This window comes from Streptomyces sp. NPDC087787, assembly GCF_044743035.1.
Lineage (GTDB): Bacteria > Actinomycetota > Actinomycetes > Streptomycetales > Streptomycetaceae > Streptomyces.
Genome location: NZ_JBIUVQ010000007.1, coordinates 94,327 through 112,440, shown reverse-complemented (window position 1 = coordinate 112,440; position 18,114 = coordinate 94,327). Strand labels below are relative to the sequence as shown.

Here is an 18,114-nt window from a genome sequence, read left to right as displayed (position 1 = left end):
CCCATGGGGGAAAACGTGCGAACCCTGCCCTGCGGATCCTGGCCCTCGCCCATTGACGCGGCCCTCGCGGCCGCGCACGACGGCAGGCCGGAGTTCCCCGGATTCGTCGGCGACGAGGTGTGGTGGACCGAGCCGCGGCCCGCCGAGGGCGGCCGCCGGGCGCTGGTACGGCGGAACGCCGAAGGCTCGCAGTCCACGGTGCTGCCCGCACCGTGGAACGTGCGCAGCCGCGTCATGGAGTACGGCGGCCGGCCCTGGGCGGGAGCCGTCGTGGACGGCGTACCGCTCGTGGTGTTCGTGAACTTCGCCGACCAGCGCCTGTACCGGTACGAACCCGGCGCAGAGCCCCGCCCGCTCACCCCGCTCTCCGCAGTCGGCGGCGGACTGCGCTGGGTCGAACCGCAACTGCGCCTGGAACACGGCGAGGTGTGGTGCGTGCTGGAGGAGTTCACCGGGGAGGCGCCCACCGACGTACGGCGGGTCCTGGCCGCGGTGCCGCTGGACGGCTCGGCCGCCGAGGACAGGGCGGCGGTGCGCGAACTCACCGGCGAACGGCACCGGTTCGTCACCGGCGCCCGGCTCTCGCCCGACGGGCGGCGGGCGGCCTGGCTGGCCTGGGACCACCCGCGGATGCCGTGGGACGGCACGGAGCTGCTGGTGGCCGAGGTGCGCGCCGACGGCACGTTCGGCGCGCCCCGGACGGTGGCCGGCGGCCCCGAGGAGTCCATCGCCCAGGCGGACTGGGCCGCCGACGGCTCCCTGCTGTACGCGAGCGACCGCAGCGGCTGGTGGAACCTCTACCGTGACGGCGAGCCCCTGTGCGTCCGCGAGGAGGAGTTCGCCGGTCCGCTGTGGCGGCTGGGCCAGCGCTGGTTCGCGCCGCTGGACTGCGGCCTGATCGCGGTCGTGCACGGCCGCGGCACCACCGCCCTCGGCGTGCTCGACCCGGAGACGGGCGAGGTCGTAGACGCGGCGGGCCCCTGGACCGAGTTCGACGCGGCGCCGGTGGTGCACGGCGACCGGGTCGTCGCGGTGGCCGCCAGCCCCCGCAGCGCCTACGAGGTGGTCGAGCTGGACACCCGGACCGGCCGGGCGCGGGTGATCGGCGCCGCCCACGACGACCCGGTCGACCCCGCCTACTACCCCGAGCCGCAGATGCGCACCTTCAGCGGTCCTGACGGCCGGGAGGTGCACGCCCACGTCTACCCGCCGCACCACCCGGAGTGCGTGGCGCCCGCCGGCGAGCTGCCGCCGTACGTCGTGTGGGTGCACGGCGGACCCACCAGCCGCACACCCCTCGTGCTCGACCTGGAGATCGCCTACTTCACCTCGCGGGGCATAGGGGTCGCCGAGGTCAACTACGGCGGATCCACCGGGCACGGCCGCGAGTACCGCAACCGGCTGCGCGAGCAGTGGGGCGTCGTCGACGTCGAGGACTGCGCGGCCGTCGCGCTCGCCCTCGCCGACGAGGGCACCGCCGACCGCGCCCGGCTGGCGATCCGCGGCGGCAGCGCGGGCGGCTGGACCACGGCGGCCTCCCTGACCACGACCGACGTGTACGCCTGCGGCACGATCAGCTACCCGATCCTCGACCTGACCAGCTGGAGCACGGGGGAGACCCACGACTTCGAGTCGCAGTACCTGGAGTCCCTGGTCGGGCCGCTCGCCGAGGTGCCGGGCCGGTACGCCGAGCGCTCGCCCGCCGAGCACGCCGACCGGATCACGGCGCCCTTCCTGCTGCTGCAGGGCCTGGACGACGTGATCTGCCCGCCGGTCCAGTGCGAGCGGTTCCTCGCCCGGCTGGCCGGCCGGCGGCTGCCGCACGCGTACCTCGCGTTCGAGGGCGAGGGGCACGGCTTCCGCCGGGCCGACACCCTGGTACGGGCGCTGGAGGCGGAGCTGTCGCTGTACGCTCAGGTCTTCGGCCTGGACCCGGCCGGCATCCCGACCCTGGAGCTCGGCACGTGAAGGAACTCGTCCGCCCCGCCCGGCTCGCCCCCGGCGCCCGCGTCGCCGTCGTCGCACCCAGCGGGCCCGTGCCCGAGGAGCGGCTGCAGGCGGGCCTGGACGTGCTGCGCGGCTGGGACCTGGATCCGGTGGTGGCGCCGCACGTGACGGCACGGCACGGCACGTTCGACTATCTGGCGGGCGCGGACCGCGACCGCGCCGCCGATCTCCAGGGCGCCTGGTGCGATCCGTCGGTGGACGCGGTGCTGTGCGCCCGCGGCGGCTACGGCGTGCAGCGCATGGTGGACCTGCTCGACTGGGAGGCCATGCGGGCGGCCGGCCCGAAGGTGTTCGTGGGCTTCAGCGACATCACCGCGCTGCACGAGGCGTTCGCCACCCGCCTGGGCCTGGTCACGCTGCACGGGCCGATGGCCGCCGGTGCCGACTTCGTCAAGAACGACCGGGCGCAGCGGCATCTGCGGGCGACCCTGTTCGCGCCGGAGACGGTCCGCACGATCGCCTCCGGCGGCCCGGCGCTGGTCGCCGGGCGGGCCCGGGGGGTGACCCTCGGCGGCTGCCTGGCCCTGCTCGCCGGCGACCTCGGCACCCCGCACGCGCGGCCCGGCGCGGCCGGCGGTCTGCTGTGCCTGGAGGACGTGGGCGAGGAGGTCTACCGGCTGGACCGGTACCTCACCCAGCTGCTGCGCGCCGGTTGGCTCGACGGGGTGCGCGGGGTGCTGCTCGGCTCCTGGGAGGACTGCGAGACCCTGGACCGGGTGCGGGCCCTGCTCGCCGACCGGCTCGGCGGGCTCGGCGTACCGGTCGCGGAGGAGTTCGGCTTCGGGCACTGCGAGGGCGCGGTGACGGTGCCCTTCGGCGTCGCGGCCGAACTCGACGCCGACGCGGGCACGCTGACGCTCGACGAGCCGGCGCTGCGCTGACCGCGCGAAGCCGGCGCCGCGCCGACCAGGGCTGGGTCGGCTCCGTGGCACGCGATCCGCTGCCGACCGCGCGGCACCCGGCCTGCGCCGACCGCGCGACGGCCGGGCGCGTGGGCCGCGTAGGGTGACGGCATGCCGCACACCGCAGCCCGCTTTCTCGCCGAGGGGCCCCGCGTGGGCATCCGCCCCTTCACGCAGGAGGACGGCCCCGAGTTCACCGCCCGCGTCCGGGAGAGCGAGGACCTGCACCGTCCGTGGCTCTTCCCGCCGGACACGGCCGAGGCGTACGCCGGCTACGCCCGGCGGCTGCTCGAGGATCCGGCGAGGGCCGGCTTCCTGGTCTGCGAGAAGGACAGCGGCGCCCTCGCCGGGTTCGTGAACATCAACAACATCGCGCACGGCGCCTTCCGGTCCGGTGCGCTCGGCTACGGCGCCTTCGCGCACGCCGCCGGGCGCGGACTGATGCGCGAGGGCCTCGACCTCGTCGTCGGGTACGCCTTCGGCCCGATGCGGCTGCACCGGCTGGAGATCAACGTGCAGCCGCTCAACACCGCCTCGATCGCGCTGGCCCGCGCCTGCGGCTTCCGCCTGGAGGGCTTCTCGCCGGACATGCTCTTCATCGACGGGGCCTGGCGCGACCACGAGCGGTGGGCGCTCACCGCCGAGATGCGCGCTTGACGTTGACCTTCATGGTGTTCAGGTCCGTCACGGTCGACCGCAGGTCGCGAAAGCCGTAACCGAGGCCGCGCAGGGCGGTCTCCGCGCGGTCCTCGGCGATCGCGGCCGCCATCTCCTCGCCGTCGTCGGCGTCGCCGACCACGACGTAGCGCATCGAGAAGTGCTTCAGCGGGGACGGCTCGTACGACAGCGAGCCCTCCTCGGTGAACCGCATGCTGAGCATGCCGTGCTCGTCCGCCTCCGCGCGCAGCCGCTGTCGTGCCTCGTCGGTCAGTGCGTCCCAGGTGCCCCGGACGATCACCCGGTAGGTGTGCTGCTCGCTCATCGGATCTCCGTACTTCTCCATGCTCGGCCATGGCCCACAGGGGCCGACCGGCCGACTCTACGGCGCCCGCGACGCGCTGCCCACGGAATATCGGCGCGCCGCCCGCTCAGCCCCGGCGGTCCATGTACTCGTACACCGTGCCGTCCGGGTGCAGGGCGATCAGGTTGCGGCCGACCGGGGTCGGTACCGGCCCGGCCACGATGTGCGCGCCGAGTCCGGTCAGCACGCGGTGGGCCTCGTCGACGTCCTCCACGGCTATCGTCGCCGCGACCTTGCGCAGCACCTCCAGCTGCGACTCGGGGCCGCTCATCAGCAGAAAGCAGCCGACCGCGGCGACCTGGACGCCGGCCTGTTCGAAGCGGAGGGCTTTGGCGCCCGCGAGGCCTTCGTAGAAGGGGACGGCGGTGTCCAGATCGTTGACGCAGACGCGCAGGCTGGTTCCCAGAATCTCCATGCGTACGAGCGTAGTTGGGGGTGGCCCGGCAGGTGATCCTTTCACCGGATCGCCCGCGGGACCCACCTGCTCCGCCACATCCCCGGGCGGTGTTATGCGTACGCGTGTGCGGGTACCCGCGCTCCATGAAGGGCTTGGATCACTTGGAGCACTTGGACAAGCAACTGGTCGACGAACTGGCGCAGGTGGCGCGCGAGACGGTGCGCGACGAACTGCGCGAGCAGACCCGAAGGCAGCGTCGCACCGCGACGCTGTACGCCGCGTCCGGCGCCGTCGCCCTGTACGCGGGCGCGGCTCTCGCGCTCGCCGTGGGGCTGGCCCTCGCGATCGGCCTGCCCGGCTGGGCCGCCGCGCTGATCACCGCGGCGATCCTGGGCGCGGCGGCCTACGCGCTGCGCGAGGCCGCCCGCCCGTCGGCGTCGCATCCCGCACCGGGTCCCGGCACGGACTTCGCGTCCGGCGCCGACACGGGCGCCCAGCGGACGGGCGGCACCGGCGCGACGACGGGCGCGGCCGGCCGGGCAGCGGGCGCGGCATACCCGCCCACACCGCCGGTGCCGCCGGTCCCGCCCGCGCCTCCGGCCGGGACGACCCGTCCGGACCATCCCGGCGGGACCGACCCGGGACCGCAGCACCGGGCCTGACACCCGCTCGCGTTCCCGTGGGCAGAGCCCGGACGAATGTCACCGGGAGCCCGCTCGCGAGTTCGGCCGGGTTCGCGGGGCGGTGCCCTGCGGGCGGACGACTGGCCCGTCTCGCCGGCCGTGCGGGCTCCGCGCCCGCACGGACGCCATCGGCCTCCGGCGCGGGCCACGCCCGCGGGCGGGGCGCCGGGCCGGGGACGTGGCGTGCACTCGCGTTCCAGGATTGGCCTGGGACCGCAGCACCCCGGCCTGCCACCCTCGCGCGTTCCTGTGGGCGGAGCCCGGACGAATGTCACCGGGAGCCCGCTCGCGAGGCCGGCCCGGGTTCGGGAGCGGTGCCCTGCGGGCGGACGGTCGCCGTCGGCCTCCGGCGCGGGCCGCGGTCCACGGGCGGGTCGCCGGGCCGGGGCGTGGCGTGGCGAGGCACTCGCGTTCCAGGGTCGGCGTGCACCAGCCCGCGGCCCGACCCGGGAGGCCCGCGGGTCCGACCCGGGGCCTCAGTACCGGGCCTGACACCCGCTCGCGTTCCCGTGGGCAGAGCCCGGACGAATGTCACGGCGCGCCCGCCCGCGAGGCCGGCCCGGGTTCGCGCGGCGGCGCCCTGCGGGCAGCGTGCGCGGCCTGGAGGCGGAGGCTCGGATCGCCTTGGGGCAGCGCGTCGGCTGTGTGGGCTCCGCGCTCGGCGGCGACCTGTCGTGTTGGCCTGCGGGCGATGCGCCGGACGACTGACGCCTGGCCGCCCGTTCGCCGGGACAGGCGGCGGGCGTCTGCTCGTGTCCCACCGCGATCCGCGTTGCGCCGTGGGCCCCGGGGCAGCGGGAGCGCGTCGGTGGCCTGCTGTGGCCCCCGAGGCGGAAGTTTGGGGGTTTCGGGCAGGGGGACGCGGAAGGTCCTGTACCAGGTATGCGACCGTGCCGGAGGCGAACCGTGAGTCGACCCCGCATCGTGATCGTCGGTGCCGGCTTCGCCGGCTACCGCACGGCCCGGACCCTGTCGAGGATGTCCCGGGGCAAGGCCGACATCACGCTGCTGAACCCGACCGACTACTTCCTGTACCTGCCCCTGCTGCCCCAGGTCGCCGCGGGCCTGCTTGAGCCCCGCCGGACCGCCGTCTCCCTCGCCGGCAAGCTGCGCCACGTACGGCTGGTCCTCGGCGAGGCCGACGCCATCGACCTGGACGCGCGCACCGTGCACTACACCGGCCCCGAGGGCGGCGAGGGCACCCTGGCCTACGACCGGCTGGTGCTCGCCGTCGGCAGCGTCAACAAGCTGCTGCCGATCCCCGGCGTCGCTGAGCACGCGCACGGCTTCCGCGGTCTGCCCGAGGCCCTGTACCTGCGGGACCACATGATCCGCCAGATCGAACTGGCGAGCGGTGAGGACGACCCCGGAGCCTGCGAGGCCCGCTGCACCTTCGTCGTCGTGGGCGCCGGCTACACCGGCACCGAGGTCGCCGCGCACGGCAGGATGCTCACCGACTCGCTGGTGCGCCGGCATCCGCTCCGGCGGGACATCCGGCCGCGCTGGCTGCTGCTGGACGTCGCGCCCCGCGTGCTGCCCGAACTGGACGAACGGCTCTCGGCCACCGCCGACCGCGTGCTGCGGAGGCGCGGCGTCGAGGTGCGCATGGGCACCTCCGTGAAGGAGGCCACGCACGAGGGCGTGCTGCTGACGGACGGCGAGTTCGTCCGCAGCCGCACGCTCGTGTGGTGCGTCGGCGTACGGCCCGACCCGCTCGTGGAGAGCGCCGGGCAGCCGCTGGAGAAGGGGCGGCTCGTCGTCGACCCCTTCCTCCAGGTGCCGGGGCGGCCGGACGTGTTCGCGTGCGGGGACGCCGCCGCCGTGCCCGACCTGGACAACCCCGGCCGGTACACCCCGATGACCGCCCAGCACGCCTGGCGGCAGGGCAGGACCGCCGCGGTCAACGTCGCCGCCTCCCTCGGCGTCGGCGAGGCCCGGCCCTACCGCCACCGCGACCTGGGCTTCGTCGTGGACCTGGGCGGCGCGCAGGCCGCCGCGGACCCGCTCGGCGTACCGCTCTCCGGGCCGGTGGCCGGCGCGGTCACCCGCGGCTACCACCTCGCGGCGATGCCCGGGAACAGGGCCCGGGTGGCCGCGGACTGGCTGCTGGACGCCGTACTGCCGCGCCAGTCCGTCCAGTTGGGCCTCGTACGGTCCTGGTCCGTGCCCCTGGACACGGCCTCCCCGGAGCTGGCGCGGGTGCCGGGCGGCCCCGAGCAGCGGGCGAGGCCGCCGGCCGCGTCCACTCCCGCGTCCGCGCGGAGCAGCCCGGCCGGTGAGCCCGCGAGCGGCGCTCCAGGCGACGGGACCACCGGGAGCCACCCCGCCCCCGGCCCGGTCAAGCGAGACGACCTACCTGCGGAAGGAGACTCATGAACACCGACGAACTCGTCGAACTCGGCCAGCAGCTGCGCGTCGACAGCGTGCGTGCCGCCGCCGCGGCGGGCTCCGGGCACCCCACGTCCTCCATGTCCGCCGCCGACATCATGGCGGTCCTGCTGGCGAACCATCTCCGCTACGACTTCGACCGGCCCGAGCACCCCGGCAACGACCGCTTCGTGCTGTCCAAGGGACACGCCTCCCCCCTGCTGTACTCCGCCTACAAGGCGGCGGGCGCCATCGACGACGAGGAACTGCTCACCTTCCGCAAGCTGGGAAGCCGCCTGGAGGGGCACCCCACCCCGCAACGGCTGCCGTGGGTGGAGACCGCCACCGGATCCCTCGGCCAGGGCCTGCCCATCGGCGTCGGGATCGCGCTCAGCGGCAAGCGCCTCGACCACGCCGACTACCGCGTGTGGGTGCTGTGCGGGGACAGCGAGCTGGCCGAGGGCTCCGTCTGGGAGGCCGCCGAGCACGCCGGGTACGAGCACCTGGACAACCTGACCGTGATCCTCGACGTCAACCGGCTCGGCCAGCGCGGTCCCACCCGGCACGGGCACGACCTGGACGCCTACGCCCGCCGCTTCCGCGCCTTCGACTGGCACACGGTCGAGATCGAGGGCCACGACGTGGACGCCGTCGACCGCGCCCTCGGCGAGGCCGCCTCCACGAAGGGGCAGCCCACCGCGATCATCGCCCGCACCCTCAAGGGCAGGGGCGTCAGGGACGCCGAGGACCGCGAGGGCCTGCACGGCAAACCGCTGAAGGACCCCGACGAGGCGATCGAGGAGCTCGGCGGGGTCCGGAACATCCGCGTCCACGTGCACGAGCCCGGCTCGGTCCGCGCGCTGCACGCCGTGGGCGACGGCAGCCTCGAACTGCCCCGCTGGGACAAGGGTGAGGAGGTCGCCACCCGTGACGCCTACGGGCAGGCGCTCGCCGCGCTCGGCACCGCGCGCGGCGAGGTCGTGGCCCTCGACGGCGAGGTCGGCGACTCCACCCGCGCGGAGTTCTTCGCCAAGGAGCACCCCGAGCGCTACTTCGAGTGCTACATCGCCGAACAGCAGATGGTCGCCGCCGCCGTCGGGATGGCCCGGCGCGGCTGGGTGCCGTACGCCTCGACGTTCGCGGCCTTCCTGACCCGCGCGCACGACTTCGTGCGGATGGCCGCCGTCAGCGGCTCCGGCATCAACCTCAACGGCTCCCACGCGGGCACGGCGATCGGCGAGGACGGGCCCAGCCAGATGGGCCTTGAGGACCTGGCGATGATGCGTGCCGTGCACGGCTCGACCGTGCTCTACCCGTGCGACGCCAACCAGACCGCCGAGCTCGTCGCGCGCATGGCCGACCTGGACGGCGTCCGCTATCTGCGCACATCGCGCGGGGCCGGTCCGGTGCTCTACGGGCCCGAGGAGGAGTTCCCGGTGGGCGGCAGCAAGGTGCTGCGCTCCTCCGCGCGGGACCGGCTGACCGTCGTCGCCGCGGGTGTCACCCTGCACGAGGCGCTCGCCGCCGCGGACATCCTCGGCCGGGACGGCATCGCGCTCCGGGTGATCGACCTGTACTCCGTCAAGCCGGTCGACCAGGAGACGCTCCGGAAGGCAGCCGAGGACACCGGCTGCCTGCTCACCGTGGAGGACCACCACCCGGAGGGCGGCATCGGCGACGCCGTGCTCGACGCCTTCACCGACGGACGCCCGGTGCCGCGCCTGGTGCGGCTCGCCGTCCGGGACATGCCGGGCTCGGCCTCGCCCGCCGAGCAGCTGCACGCCGCGGGCATCGACGCCGAGTCGATCGTGGCCGCCGCGCGGCTGCTGGTGGAGGAGGCGGTCGTGCGGTGAGTGACGGGAGTGACGAGAGTGACGGGCCGCGCACGGTGCGCACCGGCCGCGGTCCCCGGAGATCCCGCCCCGTGTGTAAGAGACGTCCGCGCTCGCGCAGGTTTGGCCGTGGAGGTTGCGGCCACCCGAAGGAGAAGAGGTGGCCATGGTGAAGAAGGACAACACCGCGGAGTCGCAGGGCTCGGGAGAGCCGGTGTCCCGGCCGCGGCCGATGGAGGTGCTGCGTGAGGCGCGGGCCCAGTTCGCCGAGCTGACGGGTCTGACCCCCGAGTCGGTGACGACCTTCGAGCAGACGGAGGACGGCTGGTCGCTGGAGATCGAGGTCCTGGAACTGGCCCGGGTGCCGGACACCATGAGCCTCATGGCGAGCTACCAGGTCGACCTCGACCCGGAGGGGCAGCTCACCGGGTACCGGCGGCTGCACCGCTACGAACGCGGACGCTCCGACGCCCGCCGCTCCGGCGGCGGCCGCTGAGGCGGAACAAAGCCTCATACACAGACAACAGACGAGGAGTGCGGTTGGCATGACCGTTGTCCCGGCACAGACGTCCGGCGGCGGAGGCGGCAGCAGCGGCCTGTACGACGTCCTGGAACTCGTTCTCGACAGGGGGCTGGTGATCGACGCGTTCGTGCGGGTCTCGCTGGTCGGTATCGAGATCCTGAAGATCGACGTGCGGGTCGTCGTCGCGAGCGTCGACACCTACCTGCGCTTCGCCGAGGCCTGCAACCGGCTCGACCTGGAAGCGGGCCCCCGCAAGGCTCCGGGCCTGCCCGATCTGGTGGGCGAGGTCACCGAGTCCGGCGCGCGCGGCAAGGCGAAGGGGGCGTTGTCGGGGGCGGCGCAGACCGTTTCCGACGCCTTCCAGCAGGCCCGTGACGAGCGCTCGGGTGAGGGCGAGGGGCGGCCGCGGGCGCGCAAGGCGGCGCCGGCCCGTCGGAAGGAGGAGCAGGAGTGAGCACGTATGTGTACGGGATCACGGCCGCCTCGGATATGTCGTCGCTGCCCGAGGAGTTGGGCGGGGTGGGCGAGCCGGCGCGGCCGGTGCGGGTGCTGACGGCGGGTGGGCTGGCCGCGGTGGTCAGTGACGCGCCGGAGGGGTTGCGGCCCAAGCGGCGCGACCTGCTCGCGCATCAGGCGGTGCTCAGTGAGATGGGCACGGGCCGGTGTGTGCTGCCGATGCGGTTCGGCAGTGTCGCTCCGGACGACGAGGCGGTCACGAGTGTGCTCGCCGAGCGTGCCGAGCATTACCGGGAGCGGTTGGAGGCGTTGGAGGGCAGGGTCGAATACAACGTCAAGGGCAGTCATGTCGAGGACGCGGTGCTGCACCGGGTGATGGCCGAGAACCCGGAGATCCGGGGCATGGCGGAGGCCAACCGGCGTGCGGGTGGCGGTAGTTACGAGGACAAGATCCGCCTCGGTGAGATGGTCGCCGCGGCCGTGCAGGCCCGTGAGGCGGAGGACGCCCGCGAGGTGGTGCACGCTCTGGAGCCGCTCGCCGCCGCGGTCAGCGACGGCCCGCCGTCCACCGGCTGGCTGGTCAACACGTCGTTCCTGGTGGACCGGGAGGCGGCGGAGGAGTTCGTGACCGCCGTCGAGCGGGCCCGCAAGGACCTGCCCCACCTCGATCTGCGCGTCAACGGGCCGCTGCCGCCGTACAGCTTCGTCGAACCCGGCCCCGCCGAGCCCGCGAGCACCACGGCGGGGGCCGACGCGGGAGCGGAGTGACGCCATGGGACTCATCTCCGAGGTGCTGCTGCTGCCGCTCGCACCGGCGCGCGCAAGCGGCTGGGCGATCAGGCAGGTACTGCGCGAAGCCGAGCGCATCTACTACGACCCGGCCACGGTACGGGCCGAACTGGCGCGGTTGGAAGAGCAGTTGGAGGCGGGCGAGATAACCGAGGAGGAATACGACCGCCGGGAGGACGAGCTCCTGGACCGGCTGGAGACCGGCATGCGCGGGGGCCCGGGGACAGGTGAGGGGACGGCACGATGAATCGAGTGGCACTCGGCCTCGCGGTAGGGGCCGGCTACCTCCTGGGACGGACCAAGAAAGCGAAATTCGCCCTCGCCGTGGGCAGCATGGTGGCGGGCAAGAAGCTGAACCTCGGTCCGCGCGGAATCGCGGACCTGGTCAACCAGCAGCTGATGAACAACCCGCAGTTCAAGGAGATCGGGGACCAGCTGCGCCAGGAACTGCGGGGCGTCGGCAAGGCGGCTTCGGGGGCGCTGGTCGAAAGGCAGATGACCGCGCTCGCCGACCGGCTGCACGAGCGGACCGCCCAGGTCCGTGACGAACTCGCCGGCGTCGTGCCGCAACCTGACGAGCCTGACGAGGGGGAGAGCGAGGAGGAGACCGGGGGAGAGCGCGAGGAGGAGACCGAGGGGGCGCGCGAGGAGACCGAGGGGGAAGACGGGTACGAGGACCGGGAGGGCCGCGAGGCCGAGGAGGAGCCCGGGGGCGCGGCCGGGGACCAGGGTGCGCCGGCGCGGAAGGAAGCGGCGCGGAAGGCCCCCGCGAAGGAGGGGCCGACGAAGAGGGCTCCCACCAGGCAGACCGCGAAGAAGGCATCGGCGGATGCGCCGGCCGGGAAGGAAGCGGCGAGGAAGGCGCCCGCGAAGAAGGCCCCCGCCAAGAAGGCGGCGGCGACGAAGGCCGCGGCAGGCAGGACGGCCGCGAAGAAGACCGCCGCTCCCGGCGGCGCGACCCGTGCCGCCCGCTCCCGGCGGCCGAAGGGTGGTGGTGACCGATGACCGAGGCACTCGGATCCGCGACCTCCGCCGCCGGCAGTGCGACGGCCGGCGTGGCGAAGGACAATCCGCTGAGCGACCTCGCCCACAGCGAGGCCGCCGACCGCCTCAAGGCCGAGGCGCGGGACTACCTCGCCGCCCAGGCCCAGCGGCTGCTGGCCGGCTTCGGCCACAAGCTCGGCGAGACCACCGGCAAGCTGAACGACATCGCCGAGGGCAACAGCCCCGGCTTCGCCAAGCTCGCCCTCGACGCCGGCCGCAAGGTCGCCGAGGGCAAGGGGCCGGTGCGCTCGATCCTGGAGCTGGGTGCCTCCCGCGCCAAGGACCGCGTCGTGGGCGCGCTGAAGAACATCGGAGGCGGCGGGAGCAAGCGCAAGCGCGGCGGGGGCAACAAGCCCACCGTCATCATCGAGTCCGTCGACGTCGGCGTGCCGCTGCGCACCGCCTACGACCAGTGGACGCAGTACCAGGACTTCAGCACCTTCGCCAAGGGCGTCAAGAGCGCGAGCCGCGCCGACGACACCCACTCCGACTGGCAGCTGAAGGTGTTCTGGTCCAGCCGGAGCTGGAAGGCCCACACCACCGAGCAGGTGCCCGACGACCGCATCCAGTGGACGTCGGAGGGCGCCAAGGGCACCACGAAGGGCGTCGTCTCCTTCCACCGTCTCGACGAGAACCTCACCCGGGTCCTGCTGGTCATGGAGTACTACCCCAGCGGGTTCTTCGAGAAGACCGGCAACATCTGGCGGGCCCAGGGCCGCCGCGCCCGGCTGGACCTGAAGAACTACGTCCGTTACATCACCCTCAAGGGGGAGGCCGAGGACAGCTGGCGCGGTGAGATCCACGACGGCGAGGTCGTCCGCAGCCACGAGGACGCGGTCGCGGAGGAGGAGCGGGAGGCCGCCGAGAGGGACGAGGAGCCGGACGAGGAAGAGGGCCCGTACGCCGAGGAGGAGAACGGCGAGTACGAGGAAGAGGAGGAAGAGCCGGAGGAAGACGCCGAGGAGCAGCCGGAGGAAGAGTACGAGGACGAGGGCGGGGAGCAGCCGGACGAAGAGGCCGAGGGCGAGTATGAGCCCGAGGAAGAGGAAGGGCCCGAGGAAGAGGAAGAGGAAGAGCCCGAGGAAGAGGAAGAGCCCGAGTACGCCGAGGGCAGGGGCCGCCGATGACGACGCCCGGCCGACTGCCCGAACCGTACGGCCCGAGCAGCGGGGCGAACCTCGCCGACATCCTCGAGCGCGTGCTCGACAAGGGCATCGTCATCGCGGGCGACATCCGCATCAACCTGCTCGACATCGAACTGCTCACCATCAAGCTCCGGCTCGTCGTCGCCTCGGTCGACAAGGCCAAGGAGATGGGTATCGACTGGTGGGAGAGCGACCCGGCGCTCTCCTCCCGCGCGCGACGCGACGAGCTCGCCCGGGAGAACACCGAGCTGCGCGAGCGGCTGGCACGACTGGAGGAACTGGAGCTGGACCGCGGTCGCCGGGAGCCCGACCACCTGGACCGCGGCCGGGCGGACCGGGACCGGGACAGCCTGGACCGGGGCCGCGCGGATCGGGGCCGCGCGGATCAGGATCGTGCCCGCAAGGAGGAACGATGACCGGACTGCGGTACGTCTACGCCGTCTGCCGGCCCCTCGGCGCACCCCTCCAGGCGCAGCTGACCGGGGTGGCGGGTGCCCCGGCGAAGCAGCTCAACCACCACGGCCTGGTCGCCGTCCTCAGCGAGGTGCCCGAGCGCGACTTCGGTGAGGAGCCGCTGCGCGCCCATCTGGAGGACCTCGACTGGCTCGCCGCCACCGCCCGCGCCCACCAGGGCGTCATCGACGCGCTGACCGTCGTCACCACACCGCTGCCGCTCAGGCTCGCCACCGTCTTCCGCGACGACAGCGCCGTGCGCTCGATGATCGAGGCCCGCGAGGAGCATATCCTCCGCACCCTGGACCGGCTGGAGGGGCGCGTGGAGTGGGGCGTCAAGATCTACGCCGAGACCGAGCAGCCCCAGCAGGCCGCGCAGCCCGCGGCGAAGGCGGTCTCCGGCCGGGACTACCTGCGGCAGCGGCGGCAGCAGACGCGGGCGGGGGAGGACCTGTGGCAGAAGGCGGAGGCCTTCGCCACCCACCTGCACGAACAGCTCTCCGCCTTCGCCGAGGACTCCCGACTGCACGCCCCGCAGAACCCCAGCCTCTCCGGCGCGGCGGGGCGCAACGTGCTCAACGCCGCCTATCTGGTGCCGCGCGGGCACTCCGAGGAGTTCGTGGAACTCGTGGACCGCACGAAGGACGACGTACCCGGACTGCGCGTGGAACTCACCGGGCCGTGGGCGGCGTACTCCTTCGCAGGGGAGGAGGCATGACGGTCGTCGAACGCCGTGAGATCGCCCTGGTCGACCTGCTCGACCGGCTGCTGGCCGGCGGTGTCGTCATCACCGGGGACATCACCCTGCGCATCGCCGATGTGGACCTCGTCCGCATCGACCTGAACGCGCTGATCAGCTCGGTGAACGCACAAGTGCCGTCGCCCTTCGAGGAGCAGTAGTGGCCCCGCGCAAGCATATGGACCTGGAACCCGACACCGTCGAGCGGGACCTGGTGAAACTCGTGCTCACCGTCGTGGAGCTGCTGCGCCAGCTCATGGAGCGGCAGGCGCTGCGCCGCTTCGACGAGGGGGACCTGAGCGAGGAACAGGAGGAGCGGATCGGCCTCACGCTCATGCTCCTGGAGGACCGCATGGCCGAGCTGCGCGACCGCTACGGGCTGCGGCCAGAGGACCTGAACCTCGACCTCGGACCGCTGGGGCCCCTGCTTCCCCGGAAGTGAGCACCCGGGAACGAGGGGAACGAGGGAAACGAAGGGAACGCGGCGCCGGGGTCAGACCTCCTTGCGGCACAGGATCTCGCCGTGCAGAACCGCGAACCAGCCGTCGTGCCGCCCGCCCCACTCCCGCCACGCCGCCGACACGGCCCGCAGCCGGTCCTCGGTCGCGTGTCCGCCGCCGACGGCGCGCCCGGCGTAGGCCGACGCCAGGGTGCGGTCGGCCCAGAGCCCGCTCCACCAGGCGCGCTCGTCCTCGGTGGCGTAGGTCCAGGTGCTGGAACCGGCCGTGACGTCGGTGAAGCCGGCCGCCAGCGCCCAGGACCGCAGCCGGCGTCCGGCGTCCGGCTCGCCGCCGTTGGCGCGGGCGACCCGCCGGTACAGGCCGAGCCAGTCGTCCAGTCCTTCCACCCGCGGGTACCAGCTCATCGCCGCGTAGTCCGCGTCGCGCACGGCGACGTACCCGCCCGGCTTCGTCACCCGCCGCATCTCGCGCAGCGCCTGCACGGGGTCGCCCACGTGCTGGAGCACCTGGTGGGCGTGGACGACGCAGAACGTGCCGTCGGGGTGGTCGAGGGCGTGGACGTCGGCCACCGCGAAGTCGACGTTGGTCAGACCCCGCCCGGCGGCCGTGGCCCGGGCCTGCTCCAGGACGCCGGGCGCCCGGTCGACACCCGTGACGTGCCCCTGGGGGACCAGGGCCGCCAGGTCGGCGGTGATGGTGCCGGGGCCGCAGCCGATGTCGAGGATCCGCATATGGGGCCGCAGCGAGCCGAGCAGGTAGGCCGCGGAGTTGGCGGCGGTGCGCCAGGTGTGCGAACGCAGCACGGACTCGTGGTGCCCGTGCGTGTAGACGGCCGTCTCCCGCTTCGGCATGGCTGTACCCCTTCTCGTCCCCTGATCCCCGTGGGGCCCGCGGCCCCCGGCGGCACGGATCACGGTACGCCTCCGCGCCGAATGGTGAGACCCTGGTTTCAGGATACGAGACGGATGGTGGGTGGGCGGTCAGTCGCCGGGGAGCGGCCGGTACACCGCCAGCGCCTCGGGCAGCTTCTCCAGCCACAGCTCGTCCGCCACCTCCATCACCTCGCCGTCGTGGGCGAGCAGGGTGCCGGGCGCGACACCGGTCAGACGCAGCCGTCGCACCTGGACCGCCGCGTGGGCCGGGGACCGGGTCAGCGGGCCGGCCAGGGCCGCGGACAGCAGGCGCAGGGCGGGCCTGCGGCCCCCGTGCACCACCCGGACGTCGAGCTTTCCGTCCGTCAGGTGGAGCCGGCGGCCCAGTGCGAGCCCCCTGCGGTGGTACGTGCCGTTCCCGGCGAACAGCAGCCACAGCGGGTGGGTGTGGCCCTTCACCACCGCCCGCAGCGGATGGCGGTCGGCACGCAGCACCTTCAGCGCCGCCAGCACCCCGGCCGGCCAGGTGCCGATCCGTCCGGCCAAGCGGTCGCGCAGGCGGACCAGTTCCGGGTACACGCCGAGGCTGAAGGTGTTGAGGAAGACGCCCCGCTTGCTCCCGGAGCGGAAGCGGCCCACGTCGACGCGGACTCCGTGACCGCGCTCCACGGCCCGGGCCAGGGCCCGCGCGTCCTCCACGCCCAGATCGAGGGCGAAGTGGTTCAGGGTTCCGCCGGGCAGCACCGCGAGCGGCAGGCCACGGCACAGGGCGACCTCCGCGGCCGTGTTCACGGTGCCGTCGCCGCCGCACACCCCGAGCACCCGGGCGCGGTCCGCCGCCTTCTCCAGCTCGGCCCGGACCTCCTCCGGCCCGCACTCGACGATCTCCGCCTCCGGCAGGAGATCCCCCAGCGCGCCGGCGCGGTCCGCGGTGCCCGAGGCCCGGTTGGCCACGAGTACCAGGCCCTTGCCGCCGGGCAGCGCCGGCAGGTCGGCGTGGGAGCGGGCCGGCGGATCGGTCCGGTCGCGGGTGGGCACCAGAGCCCGGGCCGCGAACGCGACGCCCGCCCCCAGCGCGGCACCCGCCAGCACATCGCTCGGGAAGTGGACCCCGGTGTAGACGCGCGAGAGCGCGACCGACGCGGCGACCGGGGCCACCGCCGCCCCCCAGGCCGGGGACTCCAGGGCGACGCCCGTCGCGAAGGCGGCCGCGGACGCCGCGTGCCCGGAGGGGAAGGACGTGGTGAACGGCTGCCGCTTGAGCCGGCGCATGAGCGGGACGGGGTCCAGGGCCGGCCGGTCGCGGCGTACCGAGCGCTTGCCGATCGTGTTGACGGTCAGGGACGCCAGGCTCAGCGAGGCCAGGCCGCGGGCCGCGGCCCTGCGGGCCCTAGGGCTGCGGCTCGCGGTGATGGCGGCCGCCACCGCGCACCACAGCACGCCGTGGTTCGCGGCCCGGCTCAGCCTCGGCAGCACCGGGCCCGCGCCGGGCCAGCGGCGCTCGGCCGCGAACTCGAACAGCCGGCCGTCCAGGGCCGACAGGCGGTGCAGGAGGGCGTGGGCGCCGGTCTTCGCGGCGGTGAGGTCGACGTCTGGGCTCATAGGGGACCGCTACCCTGAAGTGGCCGTTTCTTGTGTGCCCTGTTTCCGGTGCGCTGTTTCCGGTGCGCTGTTTCCGGTGCGCTGTTTCCGGTGGGCTGTGCGCCGTGTCCGGTGCGCGCGGGGCGGCACCGGCCGTCGTAGGGACCCCGCATGCGTCTGCTCCTCATCCGCCACGCCCAGACCCTCTCCAACGTGGGCCACCTGCTGGACACGCGGATCCCCGGGCCGGGCCTGACGCGGCTCGGCGAACAGCAGGCCGCGGCGCTGCCGCGGGCGCTCGCCGGGGAGGAGATCGAGGCGCTCTACGCGTCCACCCTGGTCCGCACCCAGCTCACCGCCCGGCCGCTGGCCGCCGAGCGCGGACTCGACGTGATCGTCCGCGACGGCATCCGCGAGGTGTCCGCGGGCGACCTGGAGACGGAGCCGGGCGACTCCGAGCGCGGCCGGACGTACATGCGCACGCTGCTGGGCTGGGCCGCCGGTGACACCCGGTCCCGTATCCCCGGAGGCGAGAGCGGCACCGAGGTGCTGGCCCGCTACGACGCCGTCGTCGCCGAGGCCACCGCGGACGGCGCCGGAACCGTCGCCCTGGTCAGTCACGGCGCTGCCATCCGCCTGTGGACCGCGGTCCGCGTCCGCAACCTCGACGCGGAGTTCGCCGCCACCCACCCCCTGGAGAACACCGGGGTGGTGGTCCTCCAGGGCTCGGCCCCGACCGGATGGACGGCCCTGGCGTGGGCGGACGCCCTCGTCACCCCGGCGCGGGAGAGCGGCCCGACGGGACGGCCCGTGGACTTCGGATAAGAGTTTGCCGGGCCCGT

Annotated in this window: 21 protein-coding genes; 17 read left to right on the top strand and 4 right to left on the bottom strand. The window is 74.0% G+C overall.

All coding sequences use genetic code 11. The features are described 5' to 3' along the window. Window positions 1–3: 3 nt before the first annotated feature. The 3 genes from ACIOWN_RS13460 (at window position 4) to ACIOWN_RS13450 (ending at window position 3,566) form a co-directional block, all read left to right on the top strand. A complete protein-coding gene (locus ACIOWN_RS13460; protein ID WP_362353618.1) occupies window positions 4–1,968 on the top strand; it encodes an LpqB family beta-propeller domain-containing protein in 1,965 nt (654 codons plus the stop codon). Beyond that, entirely contained in the window at window positions 1,965–2,888 is a 924-nt protein-coding gene (locus tag ACIOWN_RS13455) for an LD-carboxypeptidase (RefSeq protein ID WP_401982244.1), read from the top strand. The genes ACIOWN_RS13460 and ACIOWN_RS13455 overlap by 4 nt, the downstream gene beginning before the upstream one ends. A gap of 132 nt (window positions 2,889–3,020) precedes the next feature. Further along, a complete protein-coding gene (locus ACIOWN_RS13450; protein WP_401982242.1) occupies window positions 3,021–3,566 on the top strand; it encodes a GNAT family N-acetyltransferase in 546 nt (181 codons plus the stop codon). On the opposite strand, the gene ACIOWN_RS13445 is transcribed toward ACIOWN_RS13450, so the two are convergent. Both ACIOWN_RS13445 and ACIOWN_RS13440 read right to left on the bottom strand, forming a co-directional pair. Beyond that, window positions 3,544–3,891 (bottom strand): DUF6204 family protein, encoded by a 348-nt coding sequence (locus ACIOWN_RS13445; protein WP_326804993.1) that lies wholly within the window; start codon window positions 3,889–3,891, stop codon window positions 3,544–3,546. The two genes, ACIOWN_RS13450 and ACIOWN_RS13445, sit on opposite strands and share 23 nt — an antisense overlap. A gap of 106 nt (window positions 3,892–3,997) precedes the next feature. Continuing rightward, on the bottom strand, window positions 3,998–4,345 hold the full coding sequence (locus tag ACIOWN_RS13440) for a VOC family protein (RefSeq protein ID WP_362353626.1): 348 nt from the start codon (window positions 4,343–4,345) through the stop codon (window positions 3,998–4,000). A gap of 125 nt (window positions 4,346–4,470) precedes the next feature. Between ACIOWN_RS13440 and ACIOWN_RS13435 the strand changes: the two genes are divergently transcribed. The 13 genes from ACIOWN_RS13435 to ACIOWN_RS13375 all read left to right on the top strand — a co-directional run bounded on the left by ACIOWN_RS13435 (window position 4,471) and on the right by ACIOWN_RS13375 (window position 14,800). Continuing rightward, window positions 4,471–4,989 carry a phage holin family protein gene (locus tag ACIOWN_RS13435; protein ID WP_401982240.1) on the top strand — a complete coding sequence of 173 codons (519 nt, stop codon included), beginning with the start codon at window positions 4,471–4,473 and terminating at the stop codon, window positions 4,987–4,989. 903 nt (window positions 4,990–5,892) lie between these two features. Next, window positions 5,893–7,386 (top strand): NAD(P)/FAD-dependent oxidoreductase, encoded by a 1,494-nt coding sequence (locus tag ACIOWN_RS13430; RefSeq protein WP_401982237.1) that lies wholly within the window; start codon window positions 5,893–5,895, stop codon window positions 7,384–7,386. After that, on the top strand, window positions 7,383–9,230 hold the full coding sequence (locus ACIOWN_RS13425) for a transketolase (RefSeq protein ID WP_362353632.1): 1,848 nt from the start codon (window positions 7,383–7,385) through the stop codon (window positions 9,228–9,230). The genes ACIOWN_RS13430 and ACIOWN_RS13425 overlap by 4 nt, the downstream gene beginning before the upstream one ends. Window positions 9,231–9,375: 145 nt before the next feature. After that, window positions 9,376–9,705 carry a gas vesicle protein gene (locus ACIOWN_RS13420; protein ID WP_326804998.1) on the top strand — a complete coding sequence of 110 codons (330 nt, stop codon included), beginning with the start codon at window positions 9,376–9,378 and terminating at the stop codon, window positions 9,703–9,705. A gap of 49 nt (window positions 9,706–9,754) precedes the next feature. Beyond that, window positions 9,755–10,186, top strand: coding sequence for a gas vesicle structural protein GvpA (locus ACIOWN_RS13415; RefSeq protein ID WP_362353634.1), 432 nt, complete (start codon window positions 9,755–9,757; stop codon window positions 10,184–10,186). Then, window positions 10,183–10,956 (top strand): GvpL/GvpF family gas vesicle protein, encoded by a 774-nt coding sequence (locus ACIOWN_RS13410; RefSeq protein WP_401982234.1) that lies wholly within the window; start codon window positions 10,183–10,185, stop codon window positions 10,954–10,956. Before ACIOWN_RS13415 ends, ACIOWN_RS13410 begins: the two co-directional genes overlap by 4 nt. Before the next feature lie 4 nt (window positions 10,957–10,960). Further along, on the top strand, window positions 10,961–11,224 hold the full coding sequence (locus ACIOWN_RS13405; RefSeq protein WP_362353637.1) for a gas vesicle protein GvpG: 264 nt from the start codon (window positions 10,961–10,963) through the stop codon (window positions 11,222–11,224). After that, complete coding sequence (locus tag ACIOWN_RS13400) at window positions 11,221–11,982, top strand: hypothetical protein (RefSeq protein ID WP_362353639.1); 762 nt, start codon at window positions 11,221–11,223, stop codon at window positions 11,980–11,982. Before ACIOWN_RS13405 ends, ACIOWN_RS13400 begins: the two co-directional genes overlap by 4 nt. Beyond that, on the top strand, window positions 11,979–13,148 hold the full coding sequence (locus ACIOWN_RS13395) for an SRPBCC family protein (RefSeq protein WP_362353641.1): 1,170 nt from the start codon (window positions 11,979–11,981) through the stop codon (window positions 13,146–13,148). Before ACIOWN_RS13400 ends, ACIOWN_RS13395 begins: the two co-directional genes overlap by 4 nt. Beyond that, window positions 13,145–13,582, top strand: a complete 438-nt coding sequence (locus ACIOWN_RS13390; RefSeq protein ID WP_362353643.1) for a gas vesicle protein — start codon at window positions 13,145–13,147, stop codon at window positions 13,580–13,582. The genes ACIOWN_RS13395 and ACIOWN_RS13390 overlap by 4 nt, the downstream gene beginning before the upstream one ends. Beyond that, window positions 13,579–14,337: a GvpL/GvpF family gas vesicle protein gene (locus ACIOWN_RS13385; protein ID WP_362353645.1), complete on the top strand. Its 759-nt coding sequence runs from the start codon at window positions 13,579–13,581 to the stop codon at window positions 14,335–14,337. Before ACIOWN_RS13390 ends, ACIOWN_RS13385 begins: the two co-directional genes overlap by 4 nt. Beyond that, the gene (locus tag ACIOWN_RS13380) at window positions 14,334–14,519 is read left to right on the top strand and encodes a gas vesicle protein (protein ID WP_100566620.1); all 186 of its coding nucleotides are present in this window, start codon (window positions 14,334–14,336) and stop codon (window positions 14,517–14,519) included. The genes ACIOWN_RS13385 and ACIOWN_RS13380 overlap by 4 nt, the downstream gene beginning before the upstream one ends. A 17-nt stretch (window positions 14,520–14,536) precedes the next feature. Then, complete coding sequence (locus ACIOWN_RS13375; protein WP_199836477.1) at window positions 14,537–14,800, top strand: gas vesicle protein K; 264 nt, start codon at window positions 14,537–14,539, stop codon at window positions 14,798–14,800. Between the two features lie 51 nt (window positions 14,801–14,851). Here ACIOWN_RS13375 and ACIOWN_RS13370 read toward each other — a convergent pair whose 3' ends face one another. Both ACIOWN_RS13370 and ACIOWN_RS13365 read right to left on the bottom strand, forming a co-directional pair. Continuing rightward, the gene (locus tag ACIOWN_RS13370; RefSeq protein ID WP_362353647.1) at window positions 14,852–15,670 is read right to left on the bottom strand and encodes a class I SAM-dependent methyltransferase; all 819 of its coding nucleotides are present in this window, start codon (window positions 15,668–15,670) and stop codon (window positions 14,852–14,854) included. Window positions 15,671–15,799: 129 nt separating this feature from the next. Next, window positions 15,800–17,293, bottom strand: a complete 1,494-nt coding sequence (locus ACIOWN_RS13365; RefSeq protein ID WP_362353649.1) for a phosphatase PAP2 family protein — start codon at window positions 17,291–17,293, stop codon at window positions 15,800–15,802. Between the two features lie 150 nt (window positions 17,294–17,443). Here ACIOWN_RS13365 and ACIOWN_RS13360 point away from each other — a divergent pair, with 150 nt between their 5' ends. After that, window positions 17,444–18,097, top strand: a complete 654-nt coding sequence (locus tag ACIOWN_RS13360) for a histidine phosphatase family protein (protein WP_362353651.1) — start codon at window positions 17,444–17,446, stop codon at window positions 18,095–18,097. The last annotated feature ends 17 nt before the right edge of the window (window positions 18,098–18,114 follow it).

Coding starts and splice junctions, on each gene's coding strand:
- ACIOWN_RS13460 (WP_362353618.1), top strand. CDS start 4: ATGGGGGAAAACGTGCGAACCCTGCCCTGCGGATCCTGGCCCTCGCCC.
- ACIOWN_RS13450 (WP_401982242.1), top strand. CDS start 3,021: ATGCCGCACACCGCAGCCCGCTTTCTCGCCGAGGGGCCCCGCGTGGGC.
- ACIOWN_RS13445 (WP_326804993.1), bottom strand. CDS start 3,891: ATGAGCGAGCAGCACACCTACCGGGTGATCGTCCGGGGCACCTGGGAC.
- ACIOWN_RS13440 (WP_362353626.1), bottom strand. CDS start 4,345: ATGGAGATTCTGGGAACCAGCCTGCGCGTCTGCGTCAACGATCTGGAC.
- ACIOWN_RS13435 (WP_401982240.1), top strand. CDS start 4,471: ATGAAGGGCTTGGATCACTTGGAGCACTTGGACAAGCAACTGGTCGAC.
- ACIOWN_RS13430 (WP_401982237.1), top strand. CDS start 5,893: ATGCGACCGTGCCGGAGGCGAACCGTGAGTCGACCCCGCATCGTGATC.
- ACIOWN_RS13425 (WP_362353632.1), top strand. CDS start 7,383: ATGAACACCGACGAACTCGTCGAACTCGGCCAGCAGCTGCGCGTCGAC.
- ACIOWN_RS13420 (WP_326804998.1), top strand. CDS start 9,376: ATGGTGAAGAAGGACAACACCGCGGAGTCGCAGGGCTCGGGAGAGCCG.
- ACIOWN_RS13415 (WP_362353634.1), top strand. CDS start 9,755: ATGACCGTTGTCCCGGCACAGACGTCCGGCGGCGGAGGCGGCAGCAGC.
- ACIOWN_RS13405 (WP_362353637.1), top strand. CDS start 10,961: ATGGGACTCATCTCCGAGGTGCTGCTGCTGCCGCTCGCACCGGCGCGC.
- ACIOWN_RS13400 (WP_362353639.1), top strand. CDS start 11,221: ATGAATCGAGTGGCACTCGGCCTCGCGGTAGGGGCCGGCTACCTCCTG.
- ACIOWN_RS13395 (WP_362353641.1), top strand. CDS start 11,979: ATGACCGAGGCACTCGGATCCGCGACCTCCGCCGCCGGCAGTGCGACG.
- ACIOWN_RS13390 (WP_362353643.1), top strand. CDS start 13,145: ATGACGACGCCCGGCCGACTGCCCGAACCGTACGGCCCGAGCAGCGGG.
- ACIOWN_RS13385 (WP_362353645.1), top strand. CDS start 13,579: ATGACCGGACTGCGGTACGTCTACGCCGTCTGCCGGCCCCTCGGCGCA.
- ACIOWN_RS13380 (WP_100566620.1), top strand. CDS start 14,334: ATGACGGTCGTCGAACGCCGTGAGATCGCCCTGGTCGACCTGCTCGAC.
- ACIOWN_RS13375 (WP_199836477.1), top strand. CDS start 14,537: ATGGACCTGGAACCCGACACCGTCGAGCGGGACCTGGTGAAACTCGTG.
- ACIOWN_RS13370 (WP_362353647.1), bottom strand. CDS start 15,670: ATGCCGAAGCGGGAGACGGCCGTCTACACGCACGGGCACCACGAGTCC.
- ACIOWN_RS13365 (WP_362353649.1), bottom strand. CDS start 17,293: ATGAGCCCAGACGTCGACCTCACCGCCGCGAAGACCGGCGCCCACGCC.
- ACIOWN_RS13360 (WP_362353651.1), top strand. CDS start 17,444: ATGCGTCTGCTCCTCATCCGCCACGCCCAGACCCTCTCCAACGTGGGC.